Origin of the sequence: Tenacibaculum sp. (genome assembly GCF_048269885.1) — a bacterium.
In the GTDB taxonomy this organism is placed as follows: Bacteria; Bacteroidota; Bacteroidia; order Flavobacteriales; family Flavobacteriaceae; genus Polaribacter.
Map to the genome: position 1 here is coordinate 1 of NZ_JBLWTZ010000035.1, position 19,853 is coordinate 19,853.

Sequence of the window (19,853 nt, forward strand, 5' to 3'; positions counted from 1 at the left end):
TTTAGAGAAGAAGAACAAAAGAACATCAAAGCTGCTGCTGCTAAAGCTCAAGAAGTAGAAAAAACTACTTTAGGAGATATCGGTGGATTAGCTGAGTTAAAGAAGAAAATGGAAGGAAAATAATCCTTACAATTTCTTAAAAATTATAAACCGTTAAGCTTGTAAAGCTTAGCGGTTTTTTTAGTTCCTTATGTAACAAATGTTACAGTTAAAGCTCTTCCTTTATAAAGGATACTTTCTTAAATAGCTTTATATTTGCGCATCAATAAAAAATGAATATGACACTTATTAAATCGATATCAGGTATTAGAGGTACCATAGGCGGAAATACAGGTGATAATTTAACTCCAATAGATGCTGTAAAATTTGCAGCAGCATATGGAACTTTTATAAAAAAGAAAAACTCCGAAAAAGAAAAAATTACCATTGTAATTGGTAGAGATGCTCGTATATCGGGTAAAATGATTAGTAACTTGGTAGCTAACACTTTAGTTGGTTTAGGAATAGATGTAATCGATTTAGGCTTATCAACCACACCAACTGTTGAAGTAGCTGTTCCTCTTGAAAAAGCCGAGGGAGGTATTATTTTAACCGCATCGCACAACCCAAAGCAATGGAATGCTTTAAAACTCTTAAATGAAAAAGGAGAGTTTTTAAATGGTGAAGATGGAGCTGAAATCTTAAAAATTGCTGAAAACGATGCGACTATACAGTTTGCTGAAGTTGATGATTTAGGAACGTACAAGAAAAAGAAAGATTATATAAAAAAGCATATTAAAGAAGTTTTAAAACTAGACTTAGTTGATGCTGAGGCCATTAAAAAAGCTAATTTTAAAGTAGTAGTAGATGGAGTAAACTCTACTGGAGGAATTGCTATTCCTGCTTTATTAGAAGCATTGGACGTAAAGTGTGTAGAATTATATTGTGAACCAAACGGACATTTTCCACACAATCCCGAACCTTTAAAAGAACACTTAACCGATATTTCTGAATTAGTAGTGAAAGAAAGTGCGGATTTAGGTATTGTAGTTGATCCTGATGTAGATCGTTTAGCGCTAATATCTGAAGACGGTTCTATGTTTGGAGAAGAATACACTTTAGTAGCTTGTGCAGATTATGTTTTAGGTCAATTAGGAGGTGGTAACACTGTTTCTAACCTGTCATCTTCAAGAGCCTTACGTGATGTTACTGAAAAGCACGGAGGAACTTATACTGCAAGTGCAGTAGGAGAGGTGAACGTTGTTCAAATGATGAAAGATACCAATACAGTAATTGGAGGAGAAGGTAATGGAGGAATTATCTATCCAGAATCTCACTATGGACGTGATTCGTTAGTAGGTGTGGCACTGTTCTTATCACATTTAGCACACAAAAAAATGTCTTGTAAAGAATTAAGAGATTCATACCCAGGCTACTTTATGAGTAAAAATAAAATCCAATTAACACCACAAATTGATGTTGATACGATTTTAGAAACCATGGCTACCAACTACAAAAATGAACAGGTAAATACCATTGATGGTGTAAAAATTGATTTTGCTGAGGAATGGGTACACTTGCGTAAATCGAATACTGAGCCAATCATCAGAATTTATACTGAAAGCACTAGTCAAGACAATGCAGATGCTTTAGCTAAAAGATTTATCACTGAAATACAACAAATAATACAATAGTTCTTTGAAATTAAAAATAGTAAGTTTATTAATGCTGATTGCTTCAGCATCGATAATAGCACAGGAGAAAAACGAAGAAATCGTTCAAAAGAAAAAAGTAACTAACAAAGGAAAGTTCTTCGTTTATTGGGGATGGAATTGGGCTAGTTATTCTAATTCAGATATTCGTTTTAAAGGAGCAAATTACGACTTTACATTACAAAATGTAAAAGCACAAGACAGACAAACAAAGTTTTCTTTTAATGATTATTTCAATCCGGGGAGAGTAACTATTCCGCAAACGAACTATCGAATAGGATATTTCTTTAAGGAAAACTATACTGTTTCTATTGGGGTAGACCATATGAAATATGTAATGATAGCGAATCAAGATGTGAAAATCAATGGAAACATCAATATAGGAAATGCGAAATACGATGGAACATATACTAATGAAACCATTAATTTAGCAGGTGATTTTTTACGTTTTGAGCATACTGATGGATTGAACTATCTAAATATGGAAGTAAAGCGTTTTGACGATGTAAGCCATTGGTTTGGATTAAATTTAGAAAACTTACAAATCAATTTAACAGAAGGAGTGGGGTTAGGTATTTTGTATCCTAGAACTAATACAACCTTATTAGGTATGGAACGCCACGACGATTTTCATTTATCAGGATACGGAGCTTCTATTGGCGGTGGTTTAAATATTACATTCTTAAAACACTTTTTTGTACAAGCAGATTTAAAAGGTGGATATATTTATATGCCAGATGTTAGAACGACTAAAAGTTCAATAGACTCTGCCTCACAAAGTTTTTACTTTTTTGAGAACACCATTTTAATAGGAGGTAAATTTAGGCTTTAATAACAAAGTGTTATAAATACGTTAATATTATAACTATTTTAGGCTAACTAGTAGTATACTGCTAATTTTACGCAACATAACAAACAACTAGAAATTTCAACTATGGATTTAGAACAGTATTTTGATACGTTTAGAAAAAATATTGTAGGTATAAATCAAACTTTTCAAACACCTTATGGCGAAAAGAAAATGATTTATACAGATTGGACTGCAAGTGGAAGATTATACCAACCTATAGAAGAACGACTTTTAAATAAGTTTGGTCCCTTTGTAGCCAATACACATACAGAAACTTCAACTTCAGGAGCTGCTATGACTTTAGCATATCACGAAGCACGAAATATCATAAAACGTCACGTAAATGCATCTTCTAATGATGTGTTAATTACGGAAGGCTCTGGTATGACAGGGGTTGTTAATAAATTTCAGCGTATTTTAGGATTAAAAGTAACTGAAAATTTAAAGGAAAACACGCAAGTTCCTGATGAAAAAAGACCAATTGTCTTTGTAAGCCATATGGAGCATCACTCAAACCAAACCTCTTGGATTGAAACAATAGCAGATGTTGAAGTTGTTCCTTGTAATGACGAAGGATTAGTGTGCATAGATAAGTTTGAAGAAACAATAAAAAAGTACTTAGACAGACCTATTAAAATTGCCTCTATAGTAGCAGGATCGAACGTAACGGGAATAAAGACTGACTACCATAAAGTAGCCTCTTTAATTCATAGATATGGCGGTTTGTGTTTTGTTGATTTTGCCTGTTCTGCGCCTTATGTTGATATTGATATGCATCCAGAAAAAGAAGATGAGTATTTAGATGCTATTTTCTTTTCACCACATAAATTTTTAGGAGGACCAGGAAGTTCTGGAGTCTTGATTTTTAATAAAAAATTGTATAAAAATATGGTTCCTGACAACCCTGGAGGTGGAACCGTTAGTTATACGAATCCTTGGGGACAGCATGATTATTTTGACGATGTAGAAACACGAGAAGATGGAGGTACTCCCGCTTTTTTACAAACGATTAAAATAGCTTTATGTATTCAGGTAAAAGACCAAATGGGGACCGATAAAATAAAGGAACGTGAAGATGAAATCAATCCAATTATCTTTCACTGTTTAGAGAATTTAGAAGGCGTTAAAATATTAGCTCCAGCTCATAAAGATCGGTTGAGTATTTTTTCTTTCTACTTTGAAAAATACCATTTCAATCTTGTCGTAAAATTATTAAACGATCGCTTTGGAATTCAAACTAGAGGCGGGTGTTCATGTGCAGGAACTTATGGCCATTTCTTATTAAATGTAGATCAAATAAGATCAAATGAAATTAAGGGACAAATTTTAGAAGGTTGCAATACTGAAAAACCAGGTTGGGTACGTTTATCGGTACATCCTACAATTACAAATGAAGAAGTACAATTTATTTGTAAATCGTTACAAGCGTTAGCAGATAATATAGAAGAATGGTCTAAAGACTATACGTACGACATTGCAAAAAATGATTATGTACATAAAACTATTGAACCAATTGAAAAACAACTGGTAACCGATTGGTTTTCGTTTTAATTACGATATGACACATATAAATAGTTCTTTTTTAGAAGACCATTATTCTAAAATTAAAGAAGATTCTATATCTGGAAGATGGATTACATTAACCGATATAGAACCTTTGTATTTAGGCTTACAAAACTCGGCAATTCAAACAAAAATTATTGGAGAATCTGAAGAAGGAAGAGCCATTTACCAAGTAAAACTAGGAAACGGTAAAAAGAAAATTCTTGTTTGGAGCCAAATGCATGGAAATGAAAGCACAGGAACCAAAGCAGTATTTGATTTTTTAAATTTCATTCAGCGTTATGCCAACCATGAAATAACGAAATCTATTTTAAATAATTGTAGTATTACCATAGTTCCCATGTTAAATCCAGACGGAGCACAAGCCTATACCCGTGTCAATGCTAACAATATAGATTTAAATAGAGATGCCGTTGCGTTAAAAGCTAGAGAAAGTAAGCTTTTACGCAGTATTTTAGAAGAAGTAAACCCTGAATTTTGTTTCAACCTTCATGATCAAAGAACCATTTTTGGTGTTGAAGGAACCAAAAATCCCGCAACAATTTCTTTTTTAGCCCCCTCAGAAGAGGAAAAAAGAACAATTACTGAAGGGCGAAAAGAAACGATGAATGTAATTGTTGTTATGAACGATTTACTACAAGAAATTATACCCAATCACGTAGGGCGTTATACAGACGAATTTTATCCTACAGCCACTGGGGATAATTTTCAAAAATTAGGACATAATACCATATTAATTGAAGCGGGGCATTTTGCGAATGATTACGACAGGGAAGAGGTTAGGAAATTTAATTTTTACGCGCTATTACAGGGAATACACCACATTTCGCAGACAGAAAACTTTAAAGAGTTTGAAAAATATTTAGCTATTCCTAACAATATCAAGAACTTCTACGACGTGATTTATCGATCAAAAAATAATGAAAAAGATGTTGCTTATCAGTATGTAGAAAGTGTAGAAAATGATAAATTTGCACTCGTTTTAACAAAGGAAAAAGAAGGGGACTTATCTATGTATTTAGCCCATAAAGAATTCATAAAAATTAGTTAAAAATTCTTTTTCTTTCAAATAAAACTTATTTTTTTTAGAAAAAAACTATATTTTAGCAATATTACTTGAAGAAAACAAAAAAAATGAAGAAGTTCATACTAGATGAAATTGATCATCAAATTTTAGACATTTTAATTGAGAATGCTCGTACGCCATTTACAGACATAGCCAAAAAGCTATTAGTATCGGCTGGAACAATACATGTACGTGTAAAGAAAATGGAAGACGAAGGAATAATTCAAGGATCTACCTTAACCTTGAATTATGAAAAAATGGGATATTCGTTTATTGCTCATGTTGGAATTTTTTTAGAAAAAACATCAATGACGCAACATGTGCTCGATAACTTGCGTTTAATCCCAAACGTAACTGTAGCATACGTAACTGCAGGAAAATATAATATTTTCTGTAAGGTTCGTGCTAAAAATACGAATGATGCAAAAGACATTATTTATAGAATAGATGATATTCATGGGGTGAATAGAACGGAAACAATGATTGCCCTTGAAGAAAGCATCAATGATAAAAAACGTTTAATGCACGCTATTTTTAAAGATATTTAAAAACTATTTTTATAAAAGAATAAAAAAGGGCTGCATAAAATATGCAGCCCTTTTTATTTGATGGTTTAATGAGTTAACTTTTTCTAAGATATTAGTTTTTGGTTAGTTTATTTTAAATTTTCAAATTCTTCTTTAGAAATTTCTCCCGAGTTAATTTTTCTTAACTCTTCCATTTTAGATAAGATATACTCATGTAAGCCCGCATCAATATCGTCTGGTTTTTGTAAATCTTGACGTAATGCTCCTGGCAATACATAATTATCGTAGTAGTAAAAGAAATTATAATCAAAACTACTTACAGATAAATTATAATCTCCTAATAAGTATCCTAAACGGAAAGCTGAACGACGTTGAGCCGGAGTACCGTGATGTCCAGAACTAGTTGTGTTGTAATCACCAATAGAAGCTGCAAAATTATAGGCTGGAGCCGCTTGTGTCCAAGTAGCATTGTATCCATTCGGTTTTTTAATATAATATCCCGCAAAACCATCTGCTTCTAATTCTGTTGCTCTTGCAGTGCTTTCTCTTCTCGAAGGTAAGTTGTTTTGATATTGTAATTGGTGTCCTACCTCATGAGCTTGAACCATCGCACAAGAAATTCTTCCTCCTTGGCTTAATGCCATGTTATAAAGCTCTTCACCATAAATAATATAACCACTACCGTACGAAATAGCATTGGCAGTTCCTGAACCTTTTGCAAAGTATAAAGGTATGGTATTGATGTTAAAAACATCTGCGATTTTAACATTCTGGTTATTTAAGAAATTTGTTTCAGATTGATTTACAATAGTTGAACCAATGTAGGCGTTTTGACCCCAGTAGCTATCTATATAACTACAAACTTCATGAGAATGGGTGTCAAATAATTTAGCATTTTGATTTTCAACAGGGTTTGTGTCGTTATCACTACAGCTAACCATTAATACGGCTGCTGCTGCTAATATGAAGGGTTTTAAATTTTTCATTTTTCTTTGATTTAAATCATAATAAAAAGTTAATTCATTAAACAATCAATAACCTAAGCGTTAAAATGATAAAAATATTGCCCTTCACTTAAATAAAAATGAACTGTATTATATTGTTAATTGTTTTACCTTAAACTAATCAATTGATAATAAAGAGGTTATATGTATATTCTTTTTATAAACTCCAACCAAACTTTTCAAAAATAATTCTCCAATCTTTGGGGAAATCTGCTATCATTAACATTTTTTTAGCTGAATAGGGGTGAGTAAACTCCAGAGAATACGCATGTAAAAAAAGGTTTTCACAATTAAAATTAGCAACGAACATTGTATTGTGATTTTTATCTCCATATTTGGGATCTCCAATTAATGGGTGGCTAATTTTGTTCATGTGAATTCGCAACTGATGTAACCTTCCTGTTTTAGGAGCTAATTTTACCAAACTATACCTAGATGTATCATAGGGCTTTACAGGAATATCTACTGTAACCGTATTTATTGTGTTTACATGCGTTTCTGCATCTCTATGCACATTGGCATCTCTTCCTTTTACAGGAGAATCTATAATCTTAGCTTCAGGAGCATGACCTCTTACAACTCCATAATACGTTTTTTGTATCTCATTATTGGTAAATAGCTCTTGAAACTTGGCGACAAAACTAGTTTCTTTTGCAAGCAGTATAATTCCAGATGTTTTTCTATCAAGACGATGAATTGGATACATTTTTTGATGGAATTGCTGCTGAATTATTTGTAATAAGGAAGCTTCTTCAGCAACATTTCTAGAATGATGCGCATGGTGTACAACTACATTATTAGGTTTTGATACACAAAGCACATATTCATCTTCGTAAATAACATCTAACTTCATTATACTATTCATTTATTGGCGTTAGCTTAGTAAAATTTAATAAGACCAAAGATACGATACCACATATAAAAAAACCTATAAAAAGGGGTAGAGTAGTGGTTTTGATATAAGTACCTATAAACGTAGCAATTGGCACTGCCATAATGGTAGATACGAATCCGTTAATTGCAGCTCCAATCCCTGCTATATGTCCTACAGGTTGCATAGCCAAAGCTCTGAGGTTTCCAAATAAAAAACCAATTGAAAAAAATTGCAAGGCAAAGAATATTAGTAGTATAGCAATACTTGGATTTTCTTTTTGATAAAATAGCGTTACATAAATAATAGGAACTATTGAAAAAATTATTAGAAAGAACGACACGATTTTATGCATCCCAAACTTCATAACAAACGAGCCATTTAAAAAAGTAGCAAAGCCAACAGAAATAGACAAACCAGCAAATATGTAAGGAAATTCGTCCACCAATAAATACTGTTCTTGAAAAATTTGTTGCGAAGCACTTAAATACACCATAAATGATCCTGTAATAAAACCAGATATTAATGTAAAAATAACAGCTTGTTTGTGTTTTATAAATTCTTTTGAACCGTCTAAAAATAAACGAAAAGCAAACTTAATTCTATTTTCTTCTCGAAGTGTTTCAGGTTGACGCTTCCACAGCCAAAACATAACGATTATACCAAATATTAATTGACTGTAAAATATCGATCTCCAACCGTAAGCATCTAACATTAATTTACCTATTGCTGGAGCGACTACCGGAACTAAAATGAAAATCACGACAATAAACGACATAATTTTAGCCATATAGTTACCACTAAAGCTATCACGAACCATCGCAATGCTTATAGTTCTTGGAGCAGAAAGTCCAACACCTTGTAAGATCCTACCTAAAACCATCATTTCTAAACTAGTAGCGCTAACACAAATAAAACTAGCGATTACAAAAAGTATAAAACCGCCGTAAATAACTGGTTTTCTGCCTAAACTATCGGAAATAGGACCAGAAATTAACTGACCAAAGCCCAAACCTAAAAAAATCATGGTGACTAATAATTGACTGTCATGTGATTCTTGTTGAACACGAATACTAATACCTATTTGTTCTAAAGCGGGAAGTAATGCATCTATAGATAAAGCAACTAACGACATTAGAGAGGCCATTAAAGCAATGAACTCTAATTTTGATTGATTGTTTTTTTGCATTGGGCAAAAATACTGCCTTTATTTTAGTTAGAAGTATGGAATAAAATAAAAAAGGCTGTTTATATAACAGCCTTAAACAAACAATATCATAACTTATAAGTCTAATAAAAAGACGCTGTTAAGAATAAAATTGTAGTGAAACAAAAAAATGTAAAAAGTGAAGGGGCTCTCTTTTATTCTATAAACAGCGTCGTATACTATATACATCTTACAGTGTATAGAACAGTTATATTTAAAATAACCCTACTTTTTTTGTTAATTTTTTTTTAAATTTTTATGTTTTCTAATAAAAATATTAGTTTTTGAACTTTGTCTTTTTGTTGAATAGTTAGCCTTTTCCCTTGAAACATAAGGGTTGTATTAGGAAGGTCTCTAGTTAATCTTTCTTTTGTAGTAAAATCAATTTTTTTTAATTCCTTTTTAATTTTTTCAACATCTTCAATTTTTATAGTATATAGATGTACTCCTAATTTAGAAACATTTTTAAATCCTTGGTATAAAATTTTACCATCTTTAAATAAGTACATATCAAAAACGGGGCATTTACCTAAGCATTGAGTTTTTCCGTAGTATAAAAAAGCATTTTCTTTTTTGATGTTTTTTGAGCTTGAACATGTTACCAACATAACAGCCAACAGTAGTAAAAAAATAAATCTCATCATTTTATTTTAATAACAGTACTCTTAAAAATAAAGAACATTTTAAGAGTACTGAGTTGTTAAACTTAATGCCTTTTGCATTTTGTTTTCTGTGGATTTCCAAAAGAGTTGGCTTGTTTCCATGCTCCAGGTTTTGGTAGTTCAAAGGTAGCCGGACTTCCTTTTTTTCTAAGAGCTAGGTTTTTTCTTATATGATTTCTAAAACTAACTAGCTCCTCTCTGTGGTACATTAACAGTACTTTTTGCGCTGCTATAGTTTTTCCCTCAGGTTTTTCTTTTAATGTTGTAAAAGTGGCAAAAACTTCTGCAATATCTTCTCCTGGGTTGGTAGAAGCATATTGAGTTACGTATCGCTCTTGATACTTTTCGTAGAATTTTTCTTGACTGGCTTCATCTTCCTTGGCTTCTTGATACTCACCCCAAACGTCATTCCAATACATAGAGTATAACTCGTTGATATACGATTTTTCAAAAGCACATCCTTCACCAGGGAAGTAGTTTTTACAATTTTCTTGAGTTACCGCTGCATCTAATTGGGTATTATTTAAAGTTAGTACATGTCCAAATTCATGAATAATAGTATAAGCTAATTCACCTCCAGCATTAAAACCTCCTTCATAAGCGTAGTTAATGGCAATTCCCATTTTCCAATCAGACAAATCTCTTTTAATTTCAATAACAAAACCAGCACTTCCGGTAACTTCGCCGTTGTAAATTAAAAATTCACTCATTTTTTTTAGTTGCTCTACAGGAACAATTTTTTTAACTAAGTCCCAAATTTCTTGATGTTTGGTAATATCTTTTTGATATTCTAAGTCTTTACCCGTTACTTTATAATCCTGAATTTTACTAATTTCATCTCCCGTTACTTTGTATAAAGTAATTTCACCCTCGCTACCTGTATCAGTAGCTTCATCTGAATCAGGAGTTTCATCTGATGCTTCGGTAGGATGGAATACAACTTCTTCGTCGTTACTACACGACAGATTTACCGCAAAAATTGATACAATAATCAAAGCAGTAACAACGATTCTTTTGATATTTCTCATATTTTTAATTTTTTAATAATTGATCATTTTTTTTTCCGCGGATATATTAGTTAAACAGAAATATTAAAAATTACCCTACCAAAATATCTTTCTAAAGAAGTTGAATGCTATCATATAATACTATCAAAACTTAGTAGTGATAAGGTATGAGTGAGAAGTGAAATTTGTTTTACTTTTTCAGGTTTAAAATACTCTATTTAACATAATATTAATTATAGTACAAAAAATAAACGCTAATCAAAATACATGACGCGTTTACTACTTATAGAATCCCCTGATTTTATCTAATAATTTAAGGGGCTAAAATGTCAATGACCGTGGTTAATAATGTTACAAACATAATGAAAATTATTTGTATCGTAAAAAGTTAGTTATTCAGGAGCGCTATATTTTATCATTTTATACCAGAGAACGCACAAATATAAAGGCATTCGAAAAATGTCAAAAATTTTTTGGGGTTTCCGCTGGAGCAACCTCCCAAAAAAATTTGTGCCATTCCCCGAACACCTTAGCGTTCAGTTTGTTCTTTGATTTAAAACGAAAAAATATTTTTTTTTTTTAACAGGGAGAAGCCCACAAAAACAAACATTATGAAAAACCTAGTAATACCAACTATAGAAATCAAAACTAAATGCTACAACTACGGTAGGAATGTAAAAATACTTGTAGATACCATTGAAAAAAACATAGAATTAAGATGTGAATTATTTAATTCACCTTTATTGAAAATAATAAATCCAATAATTGAAAAACACAAAATGTTATATCATTTTTCTGTCAGTACCAACACAAAAGAAATAGTGATGTATTTATATTACACGAATGACTATTAAAAAGAAAAGAGCATCCTTTTTAGGATGCTCTTACTTTTTCATGCACAGCAATTAGCCCCCCGGCTATTAAAAAACTGTACATAGGTTATATTAACATAAATCAAAGATAGTGATTTTATTTTAAACGCTGATTTAAAGCTCTATATCTACACCTCCCGAGTTATTATAAATATCTACCCATTCACTTAATAAGGTTAAACGCAGACCCTCAAAATAATAATCTGCATACAGACCCTGAAAACCATCTAAGAGATAGTTAAAAGATACATCTATAGGAAAATATTGTATTGTTTCATCCTTTAAATGTATGTAACATGGTACACTATCAGGTGTATCATTCGAACCCCTATAAGCCTTGAATTTACCATATAAAAATTCATTTTCATTGAGCAAATCCTTGACGAAATCATCTGTCGGTGCCTTAGATTCTGGAATTAAAAAACACACTGGTTGAGCCATGAACTCCATACCATTTAATAATATCTTTTTTTTCATTTTTGTAATCGTTTTTGTAGTTGTTCATAGGTTTGGCAGTCACCACTTAATAACGAGTTTCTAGACTCTTTTAAGTGTTTACATTTGTTAATTTTTATTACAACATAAAGGGATAAAGTAACTATCAAAACAAACACTACAAAGACTACCAATACCCAAATGAACACACTAATTATCACTATTCTTTATCTTTTTTACAATCGTTATCACATTCTTTTTTCTTTGCTCTACGCCACTTTATATACTCTATAAAAGCCGTTAAAATCAACGTTATAAGTATATATATAGGATTAGAATCTTCAACGCTAAAAGTACCACCAGTTAAAAATGGAACTATAGTTAAAAGTCCTGTTTTCATTCTTTTTAATATATTTGAGGAGTTAATTTTTAAAATTTATTGTTATGAAAGGCATACTAAAGAAACTAGGAGTTGTACTATTATTATTAGCTGGGTTATACATTTACGATATAAATTCAGAAAGAAACTATAAAGCTGATATGATTTATAGCAGACTAACTGATGAAGAAAAAAGACCTCATTACTACTTAGAACAAGACATATCGTACAGAAAAAGATTTTTTCATAGTGGTTATGAAATATACTTCAAAATAAAAAACATGTCTAAATACAGCACATACAAAAACTTAAAATATAAAGTTTACTATTACTCAAAAACTGATGTTCTTATAGGAACTGAGATAATTAATATTTACGAGTATATCAAACCAAATAAAAAAATAAGAAAATCAGAATATACAACCAAGAAAATAAAGAACGTAGACAGACTTTCAATATCTTTAGTAAAGACAGAAACTACACAATAACACTTCCAAATATCGAGGGATTTAACTCTCTTAATTTCTGATATTCTGATTTAGTTAACTCATGATTTAACCAACCAAACAAGTCTATATTATAATCCGTAAAATCGCCTGTTATACCTAATATGTTATCGTAAGCCCTTTCTCCAAAAGCTTCATAGACCTTAGCAAAATCATACTTAGTTAAAGTTCGAAAAATATCAAAAATTGCCGTTTCATCAGTACCCCAATTTGACATTGAAGTATAAAGACGCTCAGCAATAGCTGACGCTTGAACATCTGATAAAGTACTTTTACTTTTATCAAAAGACTTAAAAATTACACCGTCAGAAAGAGAATCTTTCAAAGAAAAAAAAACACGATTCAGCAAAGAAGATACTAAGATAAGCACCCCTATTACTAGAAGTGCATTATCTTTTATAAATTTAGCCAACCCTTTCATTACTTACGCTTTTTAACTTTCTTGAAAATACCTACGGCAATCATAACAAAGCTTACTAAAGTTAATATCGGTTTCAGGATTATATTGATAGAGCTTCCTTTTTTTTTTAACTCATTATCTTCACTACCCTCCCAATATGCATAACCACCATCAGGTTTAGCGTCTCTTACATCAATATGGATAAAATCCTTTTCAACGTATATTCCAAAACCATTCACACCAACTGCACGCAAGCGTTGATACAATTTGTTTTTGGTTCTTAAAGCTTCTTGTAAAAGTTCAACTAAACCACTACCACTCAAATCTAGAGCAGTAGCCCAAGTGTGCTGACCATCTCCTGAACGTCCTTTTTTTTTCTCGTAACGTACACTTCTAAAGGAACTATTTACATTAATAGGCTTACCTAATGCGTCCCTCAAAATTTGAAAAGCTTGAACAACTCTAGTATCTAAGGGGATATAAGTAAATAGATTTACTTCATCTGGTAAAATAAAACTAGCCTTTCTAATTTCTCCTAACTTTAAATTTGCTGATAAAACCTTATCATCTAAATACAATGTAGAGGGAGCAGGAGCTTGTATATTATGCTTTACTACATGTTTACCGTATTTTTCCCTATACGGGTTATAAAATTGTGACATAGCTATTCAGTTTTTTGTTCAACATTAGGGGAGTTTTCCTCCCCCATTATCTCTTTCCAATCAGCTCTAAAGGCTTTTAAATGCTTAATTGCACTTTTAAACAACAATACATTTTTATACCCTTTTTCTGCATAGTCAATAGCTGTATCAACTTTTTTCCCTATGGTAAGCAAACCCTTACCTACTGAAAATATCTTTTTGAACATAGCTATTAATCTTTAGAAATATGTTTACCAAAATAACCACCATTAGATGCTGATGGATTAGCCATATAGTTCCACTCTTTGATATAAACCTTGTGGTTTTGAGTATTCATAAGAGCATTTAAAACTATTGTTTTTTCAAAAGGAGCATCTAATACTACAGTTACGCTACACCATTCCTTTCCTGTTCTAGAAACGGTTGGCGCTTCTTTACTTTGCTTGTCAGAACGAAATATTTTACCTTTCCACATCTTGCCATTTTCAACTTTCCAAACGGTCATAAATAAGCCCTCTTTACTACCAAACCTTTGGTGTAACTTCGCACCACTCTTTGCCGTATATTCTGTCTTTTTACGTGCCATTACTTATAACGTTTTTTAGGAATTAATAAAACAGCTACAACAACGATAACTATAAGCCCCGTAGCATAGCCCCATACTGGAATACCATAGTATTCTTTTGTCATGAACTCCTTTGTTTTAGTCCATGCGTTATTCAACCAAGTTTTTGCTTTTTCCATGATCTGAATTTATTTTTTAAGTTTTTTATAAGCCCACTCCCCTAACTTCCACAAACCAAATGCAACAGCTGGGATAATGACATACAACCAGTTAAACGAAGATTCGTTTTCCTTTGGTTTATCTTCAAAATAAGGGGAATCGGTTGGTATTTTAACATCTGGTGTAGTACCTACATTTTGTATAGGGTTACCATTTACATCAATAGTTTGAGCAGGGTCTCTTGTTTCAGATTTATTGGTATAAACCATATAAGTAATAGCACCCTTATTGCCATAAATAAAATTCTGTTTAGGGTCTTTATAGACACCCGGATAACTTGTATCACTTTTAGGGGTTAACTGATAACTTTTTGAAAGTTGTTGTCTTATACCGTCCTGTAACTCTTTTAACAAACTACCAACCAACGCATGACCTTTGATACTATTTTCTGAATCCCAATAGCTTGTATCTGCATAAATAGCAGTAGCAACTGACAAAAATCTATCAGCATCCGTTAAATCAGCTAAACTATTAGCCGAATTTAAACGCCTGTCAACTTCTTGTTTTATAGCTTCAAAATAAGTTCTAAAACGACTTTCTACACTCGCCCAACTATCCGGACCAATACCCAATAAATTTGTTACCGTACTTACCACTCCTGTAGGGTCTATCATACTCAAAGTATTGTTTAAAGTCTGATAGAAAGCACCCTCGGTACTCGTAGGAGTTTGATATGAAGTAGGTAATATACTACCCCCATTGTATGCAATAGGGGCTGTATTTAAACTATAACTAATCATTACTTAACTTTATTAAATGGAACTTTAACTGAATAGTATTTGATATCTGTACGAGGTTCTGAATTGTCCTCTAAATAGACATTTTGAGCTTCTCTTACGTCTAGAACAACAGCCTTTGCAGTACCGTATATCAACTTATCGTTTTCATCAGTACCTACGAAATTGAAAAAATCTTTCTGATCTATTAAAAGAGCTTCGGCAGTTCTTTTTATCTTTTGACCATTGATTCTCATATCAATTTCAGTCGGTAAGCTATCTTTATCAAAAACTAAGAAGTCTGTCTCTAATAAATTGATTTCTTTTTGGATTTCAGTAGCCTTGTAGGTTTGCTCCTTCATGATATAAGGAAAAGGGCTAACCCTCTTACTTCCAAAAGTGAAGATAGAACTAGTAGTAACTTTACCTAAGTTAGTTAAATAATTAGTAATAGTATCATTTTGGTTTAGCATGATTTCTCCTCCGTAAGCCAAATCAATAGCAGCGGTATCAATTACAGTAGATGTTCCTGCGTCATCATTTGGTACAGTTTTCAGCTGAAACTGTTTTGGAGTACCTCCGTTTAAAAAAGCTTGGATTTTGTTTTGAGCTTCCAAAATCAACAAGACGTTCATTGTGTTAAATAAACGTTGGTCGCTTCCTCCTTCTTGTCTAATAAGTTCTGTTTTCAACCTAGCACTAGTTGATACATTTTCTAAAACTAATAACTCTGGGTCGTCAGTTTTTTCAATGACTAAAGTCTTTTGCGTTGCACCGTTAATTTCTGTTTTTCTCATTTGTACGAAAAATTAAGTTTATAATTAAATTCTGTACAAAAGTGTTTCGATAACAGTTTTTTTCGTGGAAACTATTTCTTTGCGGTTTAGTTTCTTTTACAGGCGTACAAATCCTCCTGTTGAATTTTGAAGAAAAGACATAGAAAGTTGCTTTTCAATTGAAGTTTTTTGGTTTTTTTGCTTTGAAGATATTATAACCTCTTTTTGTTCGGTTGAGTAAGTATATTGCCTAGTTAACCTATCGTACTCTTTTTGCATAACTGTACGAGGTTGTATGTTTCCATTTCTTAATTGAAACCATTCTTTTATATCTCTCCATAAATTACGTGTATGCTTACTAATCACATCAAAAGATTTTCCAACCCAATGAGCAAAAAACTCATCACATACAACTTTTTTAAAATCGTATTTATTAATCAATTCAATAATTTTGTAAAAGTAGGTTTCGCCCTCTGCATATCTAGGGTAATCAAGTTTTTTAGTTGCGTTTGCACACCCCCAAATTTTGCCTATTATAGCACGTTTACCAAACTGACGTTTAGTCATGTACTTAACTAAATACTTACCTGCATTTCTTATCTTTCGACCCTTTTTATCTTTCTTTAAACTGTGAACATCAACAGTGTTGGGGTTTCTATCTCCATGAAAATCTTGGTATTTATCTATATATCCGAGTTTATCAAGCTGTTTATTCCATAATTTTCGATGAACCGTCCAATCAATCCACCTATCTATAATTAAATGAAAATGAATATTACCGTTTTTTTGAGCTTCTGCCCTCCATACATAATGCTTGACATTGTATGTTTTTTGTAAATTTTCAATATACCTAGTTTGAGCTTTTCTAAGTTCTTTATCTGAATGAAATTGCTTAGCAGGTAGTGTTAATGTTACAAAAGCCAGATATTGCTGTGTTTTATAATCTACCTTTTTATCTCTCGAAAAAATAACAGTTGACATCATACATTCAATAGCTTTACGACACTTTTTCACTTGACTTTCTGAAAGTGTACCTAAATCCTTTATTTGCTTGCCTTTTTTAGCCATTATCATTTGATGTAATTGGTGTTTAAATTCAATTTTATCAACTACATTCAAACTATTTTGTTTTGTGAGTTTCTTTATAGCTTCTGAATAAGGCGTTTTTGCATTTTGTTTTAAACTAGAAGTATCGCCATTTCTAGAAAATGACAAGTAACTGACGTCATAGAATTGTGTCAGTCCGTTATTTTTTACAATAAAGGTCGCTGGAGCGTTCATTTAAAAAAGGGGTTGGTAATATTAAAATTCTCAACAACCGCGTAGGGTTGCTTCGAATTTTCGATTTTACCGTTATGTTTAGCCAAGCCAATAAGAAAAGCCGTTAAAACGGCTTTTTTAAGGCACGGTTTAACGGTTAGTTATTAAATAATTGCAATTGACTTGTTTTAGGCTCAAATAAGAGAGTTTGATACTCTTTACCTTGCCATGGTCTCAATTGATTCCAAAAGCTCCTGTAAGAGCAAAATGCGTAATGCTCACAAACAGTTTTTTTAACATCAACGAACAACGGATGATGCTTAAACAAACCTTTTTCTAGTTCCTCTAAAGTTACGCGAAGTTTAGACCCTTTTTCCGCTAAGACCTTGTTTACACTATCGGTAATAAACATACGCCTGTTTTCCCAAGTGATTTTATCTTTTGCAGGCATCTTTTAACAATTCTAAGGAGTTACGCAAATCTTTCAAATCACTAATTATACTATAAATAGAGATGATAGGAGTTTTAACTAAATGACGACGTTTAAAAGCATTATTCAATCTTTTTTCAACTACTCTAATCTCGGACTCTATAAGTAACATTGTATACCACATAAGCTAAAATTTTAAATAGTTATTTAATTCTTCTCTATATGCTCTTAAATCCTTTATACCTGAGTATATAAACATCACTAGATTAGGCCTGTCATGCCTCTGCTTAAAAAAGCTATTTACAAGAAACTCTAATGAAGATATTTGGAACTCCAATTGACTAATTATAGATATCATAGCTTAAAAGGTTAAATAGTTAGTGAAGTAATGAATATCAATAGCAAGGGCTATGATAAAAACTAGAAGTAAAAATGTGATGAAGTAAACCACATGAAATATTGTAATTCTTTTAAATAAGAAGAAAGCGCCAATTCCTAATAATACAGGAGAGTAAATAAGTGCGTGTACAAAATGAAAAAACAGCACTATAAAGTTTTCTAAATACTTCATATAATACTGTTATAGTTTGTGTACTAATGTACGTTTGTTAAAAGTTTTAATACGTCCGTCTGATGTTTCCGCTTCGCATACTTCATCACAAATACATACTAAATTTAAAATTTCTGGGCGTGGTGCTCCATAAGATGTTCTAGCGAACTTGTCGCCCTCTGTTAATAGATGTACTGGAACTGCGTCTGGTACTTGGTTTAAATATGACATAAAATTTAAATTTTACGTCATTGTCACAGTAGCCTCTTTCTTATGAATTACTGTTAAAGAACTTTCTTTATATACTGTAGATAAATCGCCTTTTTTAAGCCTTGATAAGTTTTCGTAAATGCTTGTTAACATTTGTAAATAACCATTTAAACGACTTACTGTATTATAGTCTTTTAAACGTTTCATTGCAATACGTAACAACTTACAACTATCTTCAGTTTGATTGAGTAATGAATAAACACTAATGAATTTAATACAAGCGTCTCCCCTACTTTGGTAACCATGGAAACGCCCTAAATCTTCTAAATAATCATTCATTGAACGACGGGCTTTATTACAGTCATAAGGAGACATTTTAAAATACTGCTCAAGATATACGCTGTATAATTCTTTCTGAATTGTATTTATAACCCTGATAGAATCCGTTGTATATGAACTAATTTTTCTTATATAATCTTGAGCTTTTCGTTTAGACTTAAATTCTAAACGTTGACCTATGTCAAATAAAATATAATAAGGATGTGAAGCTTTAGGTTCATTTGTCTTCTTGTAAACTGGCAATAATAACTTTTTCATTCAATATTGTTCTCTAATCTTAAACATCTAATTTAGATAAAGAAAAAAGGAAAATATAAGAACTAACGATTTCATGCAAATTGTAAACTTTTTGTTTCGAAATCTATACAAGTACTATAAAATAGACATAGTATATTTAACAGACTATTATAAAACTAAACTTTAAGTTTAACAGCCATATTCTTTAAAGCATACTTTTCTAATTCTTCAATGAATTTGCTTGATATTTTAAAATCTTGTTTTGCAATTTTAATACTGCGTTGTGTGGTATCTAAATCTAGTGGTTGTAAGTATATGTAATGGGTTCCTATTAAAAAATCAACCTCTTCCCTCCCATCGGTTTTGGGAGTTAATTCTATACTATGGCTTTTTAATTCTGATTTTAGAAACTCTAAAGCAATCATTTTGTAGAAACTAATAACTCTCTAATATCCACATCTAGGATTTCTGCAATTCTTTTTAAATCCTTTAAATGTGGTTGTGATTTATTATTACAAAATGCAGTTACAGACGTCGTACTTTTCCCCAATTCTTCCGCAAGCCATACTTGTGATTTTCCTTGAATTACTAAAACTTCTTTGATTCTATTTATCCTTTCTATTGCCATAATTATTTGATGTATTCCACCTTAAATATATAATACGTACTTATTAAAACATAAGTTAAAATTAAATTTTAGTAATCTAAACTTGTATTTTTAAGATTTAATTTATAAGTTTGAATTAACTTTATGTAAGTTGTAGTTAGATAAATATATTTTTTAATTAAATTTTTATTGTTAATAACTTTATTTCAAATAAAGTATTGGTTTTATTTTATTTGGTTACGTATGAAAATTTCTAAACATTA

Annotated in this window: 29 protein-coding genes; 7 read left to right on the top strand and 22 right to left on the bottom strand. The window is 31.5% G+C overall.

Annotated elements, in window-relative coordinates; all coding sequences use genetic code 11:
• The first annotated feature begins 278 nt into the window (after positions 1-278).
• The 5 genes from glmM to ACN0WY_RS16595 all read left to right on the top strand — a co-directional run bounded on the left by glmM (position 279) and on the right by ACN0WY_RS16595 (position 5,718).
• Entirely contained in the window at positions 279-1,673 is a 1,395-nt protein-coding gene (glmM, locus tag ACN0WY_RS16575; RefSeq protein WP_417801082.1) for a phosphoglucosamine mutase, read from the top strand.
• Positions 1,674-1,704: 31 nt separating this feature from the next.
• On the top strand, positions 1,705-2,523 hold the full coding sequence (locus ACN0WY_RS16580; protein ID WP_330486955.1) for a hypothetical protein: 819 nt from the start codon (positions 1,705-1,707) through the stop codon (positions 2,521-2,523).
• Positions 2,524-2,625: 102 nt separating this feature from the next.
• Positions 2,626-4,092, top strand: coding sequence for an aminotransferase class V-fold PLP-dependent enzyme (locus ACN0WY_RS16585; RefSeq protein WP_330486748.1), 1,467 nt, complete (start codon positions 2,626-2,628; stop codon positions 4,090-4,092).
• A 7-nt stretch (positions 4,093-4,099) separates the two neighbouring features.
• Positions 4,100-5,155 (top strand): M14 family zinc carboxypeptidase, encoded by a 1,056-nt coding sequence (locus tag ACN0WY_RS16590; protein ID WP_330486747.1) that lies wholly within the window; start codon positions 4,100-4,102, stop codon positions 5,153-5,155.
• An 83-nt stretch (positions 5,156-5,238) separates the two neighbouring features.
• Positions 5,239-5,718 carry an Lrp/AsnC family transcriptional regulator gene (locus ACN0WY_RS16595; RefSeq protein ID WP_047788824.1) on the top strand — a complete coding sequence of 160 codons (480 nt, stop codon included), beginning with the start codon at positions 5,239-5,241 and terminating at the stop codon, positions 5,716-5,718.
• Between the two features lie 107 nt (positions 5,719-5,825).
• On the opposite strand, the gene ACN0WY_RS16600 is transcribed toward ACN0WY_RS16595, so the two are convergent.
• The 5 genes from ACN0WY_RS16600 to ACN0WY_RS16620 form a co-directional block, all read right to left on the bottom strand.
• Entirely contained in the window at positions 5,826-6,683 is an 858-nt protein-coding gene (locus ACN0WY_RS16600) for a metalloprotease (RefSeq protein ID WP_330486746.1), read from the bottom strand.
• Positions 6,684-6,858: 175 nt separating this feature from the next.
• Positions 6,859-7,566 (bottom strand): pseudouridine synthase, encoded by a 708-nt coding sequence (locus ACN0WY_RS16605; protein WP_417801083.1) that lies wholly within the window; start codon positions 7,564-7,566, stop codon positions 6,859-6,861.
• A complete protein-coding gene (locus ACN0WY_RS16610) occupies positions 7,559-8,761 on the bottom strand; it encodes a multidrug effflux MFS transporter (protein ID WP_417801084.1) in 1,203 nt (400 codons plus the stop codon). Before ACN0WY_RS16610 ends, ACN0WY_RS16605 begins: the two co-directional genes overlap by 8 nt.
• A 266-nt stretch (positions 8,762-9,027) precedes the next feature.
• Positions 9,028-9,423: a DUF6438 domain-containing protein gene (locus tag ACN0WY_RS16615; RefSeq protein WP_417801085.1), complete on the bottom strand. Its 396-nt coding sequence runs from the start codon at positions 9,421-9,423 to the stop codon at positions 9,028-9,030.
• A gap of 62 nt (positions 9,424-9,485) precedes the next feature.
• Positions 9,486-10,469 (bottom strand): hypothetical protein, encoded by a 984-nt coding sequence (locus ACN0WY_RS16620; protein ID WP_417801086.1) that lies wholly within the window; start codon positions 10,467-10,469, stop codon positions 9,486-9,488.
• Between the two features lie 590 nt (positions 10,470-11,059).
• Here ACN0WY_RS16620 and ACN0WY_RS16625 point away from each other — a divergent pair.
• On the top strand, positions 11,060-11,302 hold the full coding sequence (locus ACN0WY_RS16625; protein WP_417801087.1) for a hypothetical protein: 243 nt from the start codon (positions 11,060-11,062) through the stop codon (positions 11,300-11,302).
• Positions 11,303-11,434: 132 nt separating this feature from the next.
• Here the strand turns inward: ACN0WY_RS16625 and ACN0WY_RS16630 are convergent, their stop codons facing one another.
• From ACN0WY_RS16630 to ACN0WY_RS16640, 3 genes are read right to left on the bottom strand one after another with little or no spacing between them, the layout of a single operon-like run.
• Positions 11,435-11,797 (bottom strand): hypothetical protein, encoded by a 363-nt coding sequence (locus tag ACN0WY_RS16630; protein WP_417801088.1) that lies wholly within the window; start codon positions 11,795-11,797, stop codon positions 11,435-11,437.
• Positions 11,794-11,976 carry a hypothetical protein gene (locus ACN0WY_RS16635; protein WP_417801089.1) on the bottom strand — a complete coding sequence of 61 codons (183 nt, stop codon included), beginning with the start codon at positions 11,974-11,976 and terminating at the stop codon, positions 11,794-11,796. Before ACN0WY_RS16635 ends, ACN0WY_RS16630 begins: the two co-directional genes overlap by 4 nt.
• Entirely contained in the window at positions 11,976-12,155 is a 180-nt protein-coding gene (locus ACN0WY_RS16640; RefSeq protein WP_417801090.1) for a hypothetical protein, read from the bottom strand. The genes ACN0WY_RS16635 and ACN0WY_RS16640 overlap by 1 nt, the downstream gene beginning before the upstream one ends.
• A gap of 44 nt (positions 12,156-12,199) precedes the next feature.
• Between ACN0WY_RS16640 and ACN0WY_RS16645 the strand changes: the two genes are divergently transcribed.
• Positions 12,200-12,622 carry a hypothetical protein gene (locus ACN0WY_RS16645; protein ID WP_417801091.1) on the top strand — a complete coding sequence of 141 codons (423 nt, stop codon included), beginning with the start codon at positions 12,200-12,202 and terminating at the stop codon, positions 12,620-12,622.
• Here ACN0WY_RS16645 and ACN0WY_RS16650 read toward each other — a convergent pair.
• The 14 genes from ACN0WY_RS16650 to ACN0WY_RS16715 all read right to left on the bottom strand — a co-directional run bounded on the left by ACN0WY_RS16650 (position 12,612) and on the right by ACN0WY_RS16715 (position 19,611).
• Positions 12,612-13,061, bottom strand: a complete 450-nt coding sequence (locus tag ACN0WY_RS16650) for a hypothetical protein (RefSeq protein WP_417801092.1) — start codon at positions 13,059-13,061, stop codon at positions 12,612-12,614. The two genes, ACN0WY_RS16645 and ACN0WY_RS16650, sit on opposite strands and share 11 nt — an antisense overlap.
• Positions 13,061-13,702 carry a D-Ala-D-Ala carboxypeptidase family metallohydrolase gene (locus ACN0WY_RS16655; RefSeq protein ID WP_417801093.1) on the bottom strand — a complete coding sequence of 214 codons (642 nt, stop codon included), beginning with the start codon at positions 13,700-13,702 and terminating at the stop codon, positions 13,061-13,063. The genes ACN0WY_RS16650 and ACN0WY_RS16655 overlap by 1 nt, the downstream gene beginning before the upstream one ends.
• 2 nt (positions 13,703-13,704) lie before the next feature.
• Positions 13,705-13,908, bottom strand: a complete 204-nt coding sequence (locus ACN0WY_RS16660; RefSeq protein ID WP_417801094.1) for a hypothetical protein — start codon at positions 13,906-13,908, stop codon at positions 13,705-13,707.
• Between the two features lie 5 nt (positions 13,909-13,913).
• Positions 13,914-14,267 (bottom strand): hypothetical protein, encoded by a 354-nt coding sequence (locus ACN0WY_RS16665; protein ID WP_417801095.1) that lies wholly within the window; start codon positions 14,265-14,267, stop codon positions 13,914-13,916.
• Complete coding sequence (locus tag ACN0WY_RS16670; RefSeq protein WP_417801096.1) at positions 14,267-14,425, bottom strand: hypothetical protein; 159 nt, start codon at positions 14,423-14,425, stop codon at positions 14,267-14,269. Before ACN0WY_RS16670 ends, ACN0WY_RS16665 begins: the two co-directional genes overlap by 1 nt.
• A 9-nt stretch (positions 14,426-14,434) precedes the next feature.
• Positions 14,435-15,205, bottom strand: coding sequence for a hypothetical protein (locus ACN0WY_RS16675; RefSeq protein WP_417801097.1), 771 nt, complete (start codon positions 15,203-15,205; stop codon positions 14,435-14,437).
• Positions 15,205-15,978 carry a hypothetical protein gene (locus ACN0WY_RS16680; RefSeq protein WP_417801098.1) on the bottom strand — a complete coding sequence of 258 codons (774 nt, stop codon included), beginning with the start codon at positions 15,976-15,978 and terminating at the stop codon, positions 15,205-15,207. Before ACN0WY_RS16680 ends, ACN0WY_RS16675 begins: the two co-directional genes overlap by 1 nt.
• Positions 15,979-16,074: 96 nt before the next feature.
• Positions 16,075-17,238 (bottom strand): hypothetical protein, encoded by a 1,164-nt coding sequence (locus tag ACN0WY_RS16685; RefSeq protein WP_417801099.1) that lies wholly within the window; start codon positions 17,236-17,238, stop codon positions 16,075-16,077.
• Positions 17,239-17,374: 136 nt separating this feature from the next.
• The gene (locus tag ACN0WY_RS16690) at positions 17,375-17,668 is read right to left on the bottom strand and encodes a hypothetical protein (RefSeq protein WP_417801100.1); all 294 of its coding nucleotides are present in this window, start codon (positions 17,666-17,668) and stop codon (positions 17,375-17,377) included.
• Between the two features lie 340 nt (positions 17,669-18,008).
• Positions 18,009-18,218: a hypothetical protein gene (locus ACN0WY_RS16695; RefSeq protein WP_417801101.1), complete on the bottom strand. Its 210-nt coding sequence runs from the start codon at positions 18,216-18,218 to the stop codon at positions 18,009-18,011.
• Between the two features lie 9 nt (positions 18,219-18,227).
• Positions 18,228-18,428 (bottom strand): hypothetical protein, encoded by a 201-nt coding sequence (locus ACN0WY_RS16700; protein WP_417801102.1) that lies wholly within the window; start codon positions 18,426-18,428, stop codon positions 18,228-18,230.
• A 12-nt stretch (positions 18,429-18,440) separates the two neighbouring features.
• Positions 18,441-18,989, bottom strand: a complete 549-nt coding sequence (locus ACN0WY_RS16705; RefSeq protein WP_417801103.1) for a hypothetical protein — start codon at positions 18,987-18,989, stop codon at positions 18,441-18,443.
• A 170-nt stretch (positions 18,990-19,159) separates the two neighbouring features.
• Positions 19,160-19,408 (bottom strand): hypothetical protein, encoded by a 249-nt coding sequence (locus tag ACN0WY_RS16710; protein WP_417801104.1) that lies wholly within the window; start codon positions 19,406-19,408, stop codon positions 19,160-19,162.
• A complete protein-coding gene (locus ACN0WY_RS16715) occupies positions 19,405-19,611 on the bottom strand; it encodes a helix-turn-helix transcriptional regulator (RefSeq protein ID WP_233783279.1) in 207 nt (68 codons plus the stop codon). Before ACN0WY_RS16715 ends, ACN0WY_RS16710 begins: the two co-directional genes overlap by 4 nt.
• Positions 19,612-19,853 lie beyond the last annotated feature (242 nt).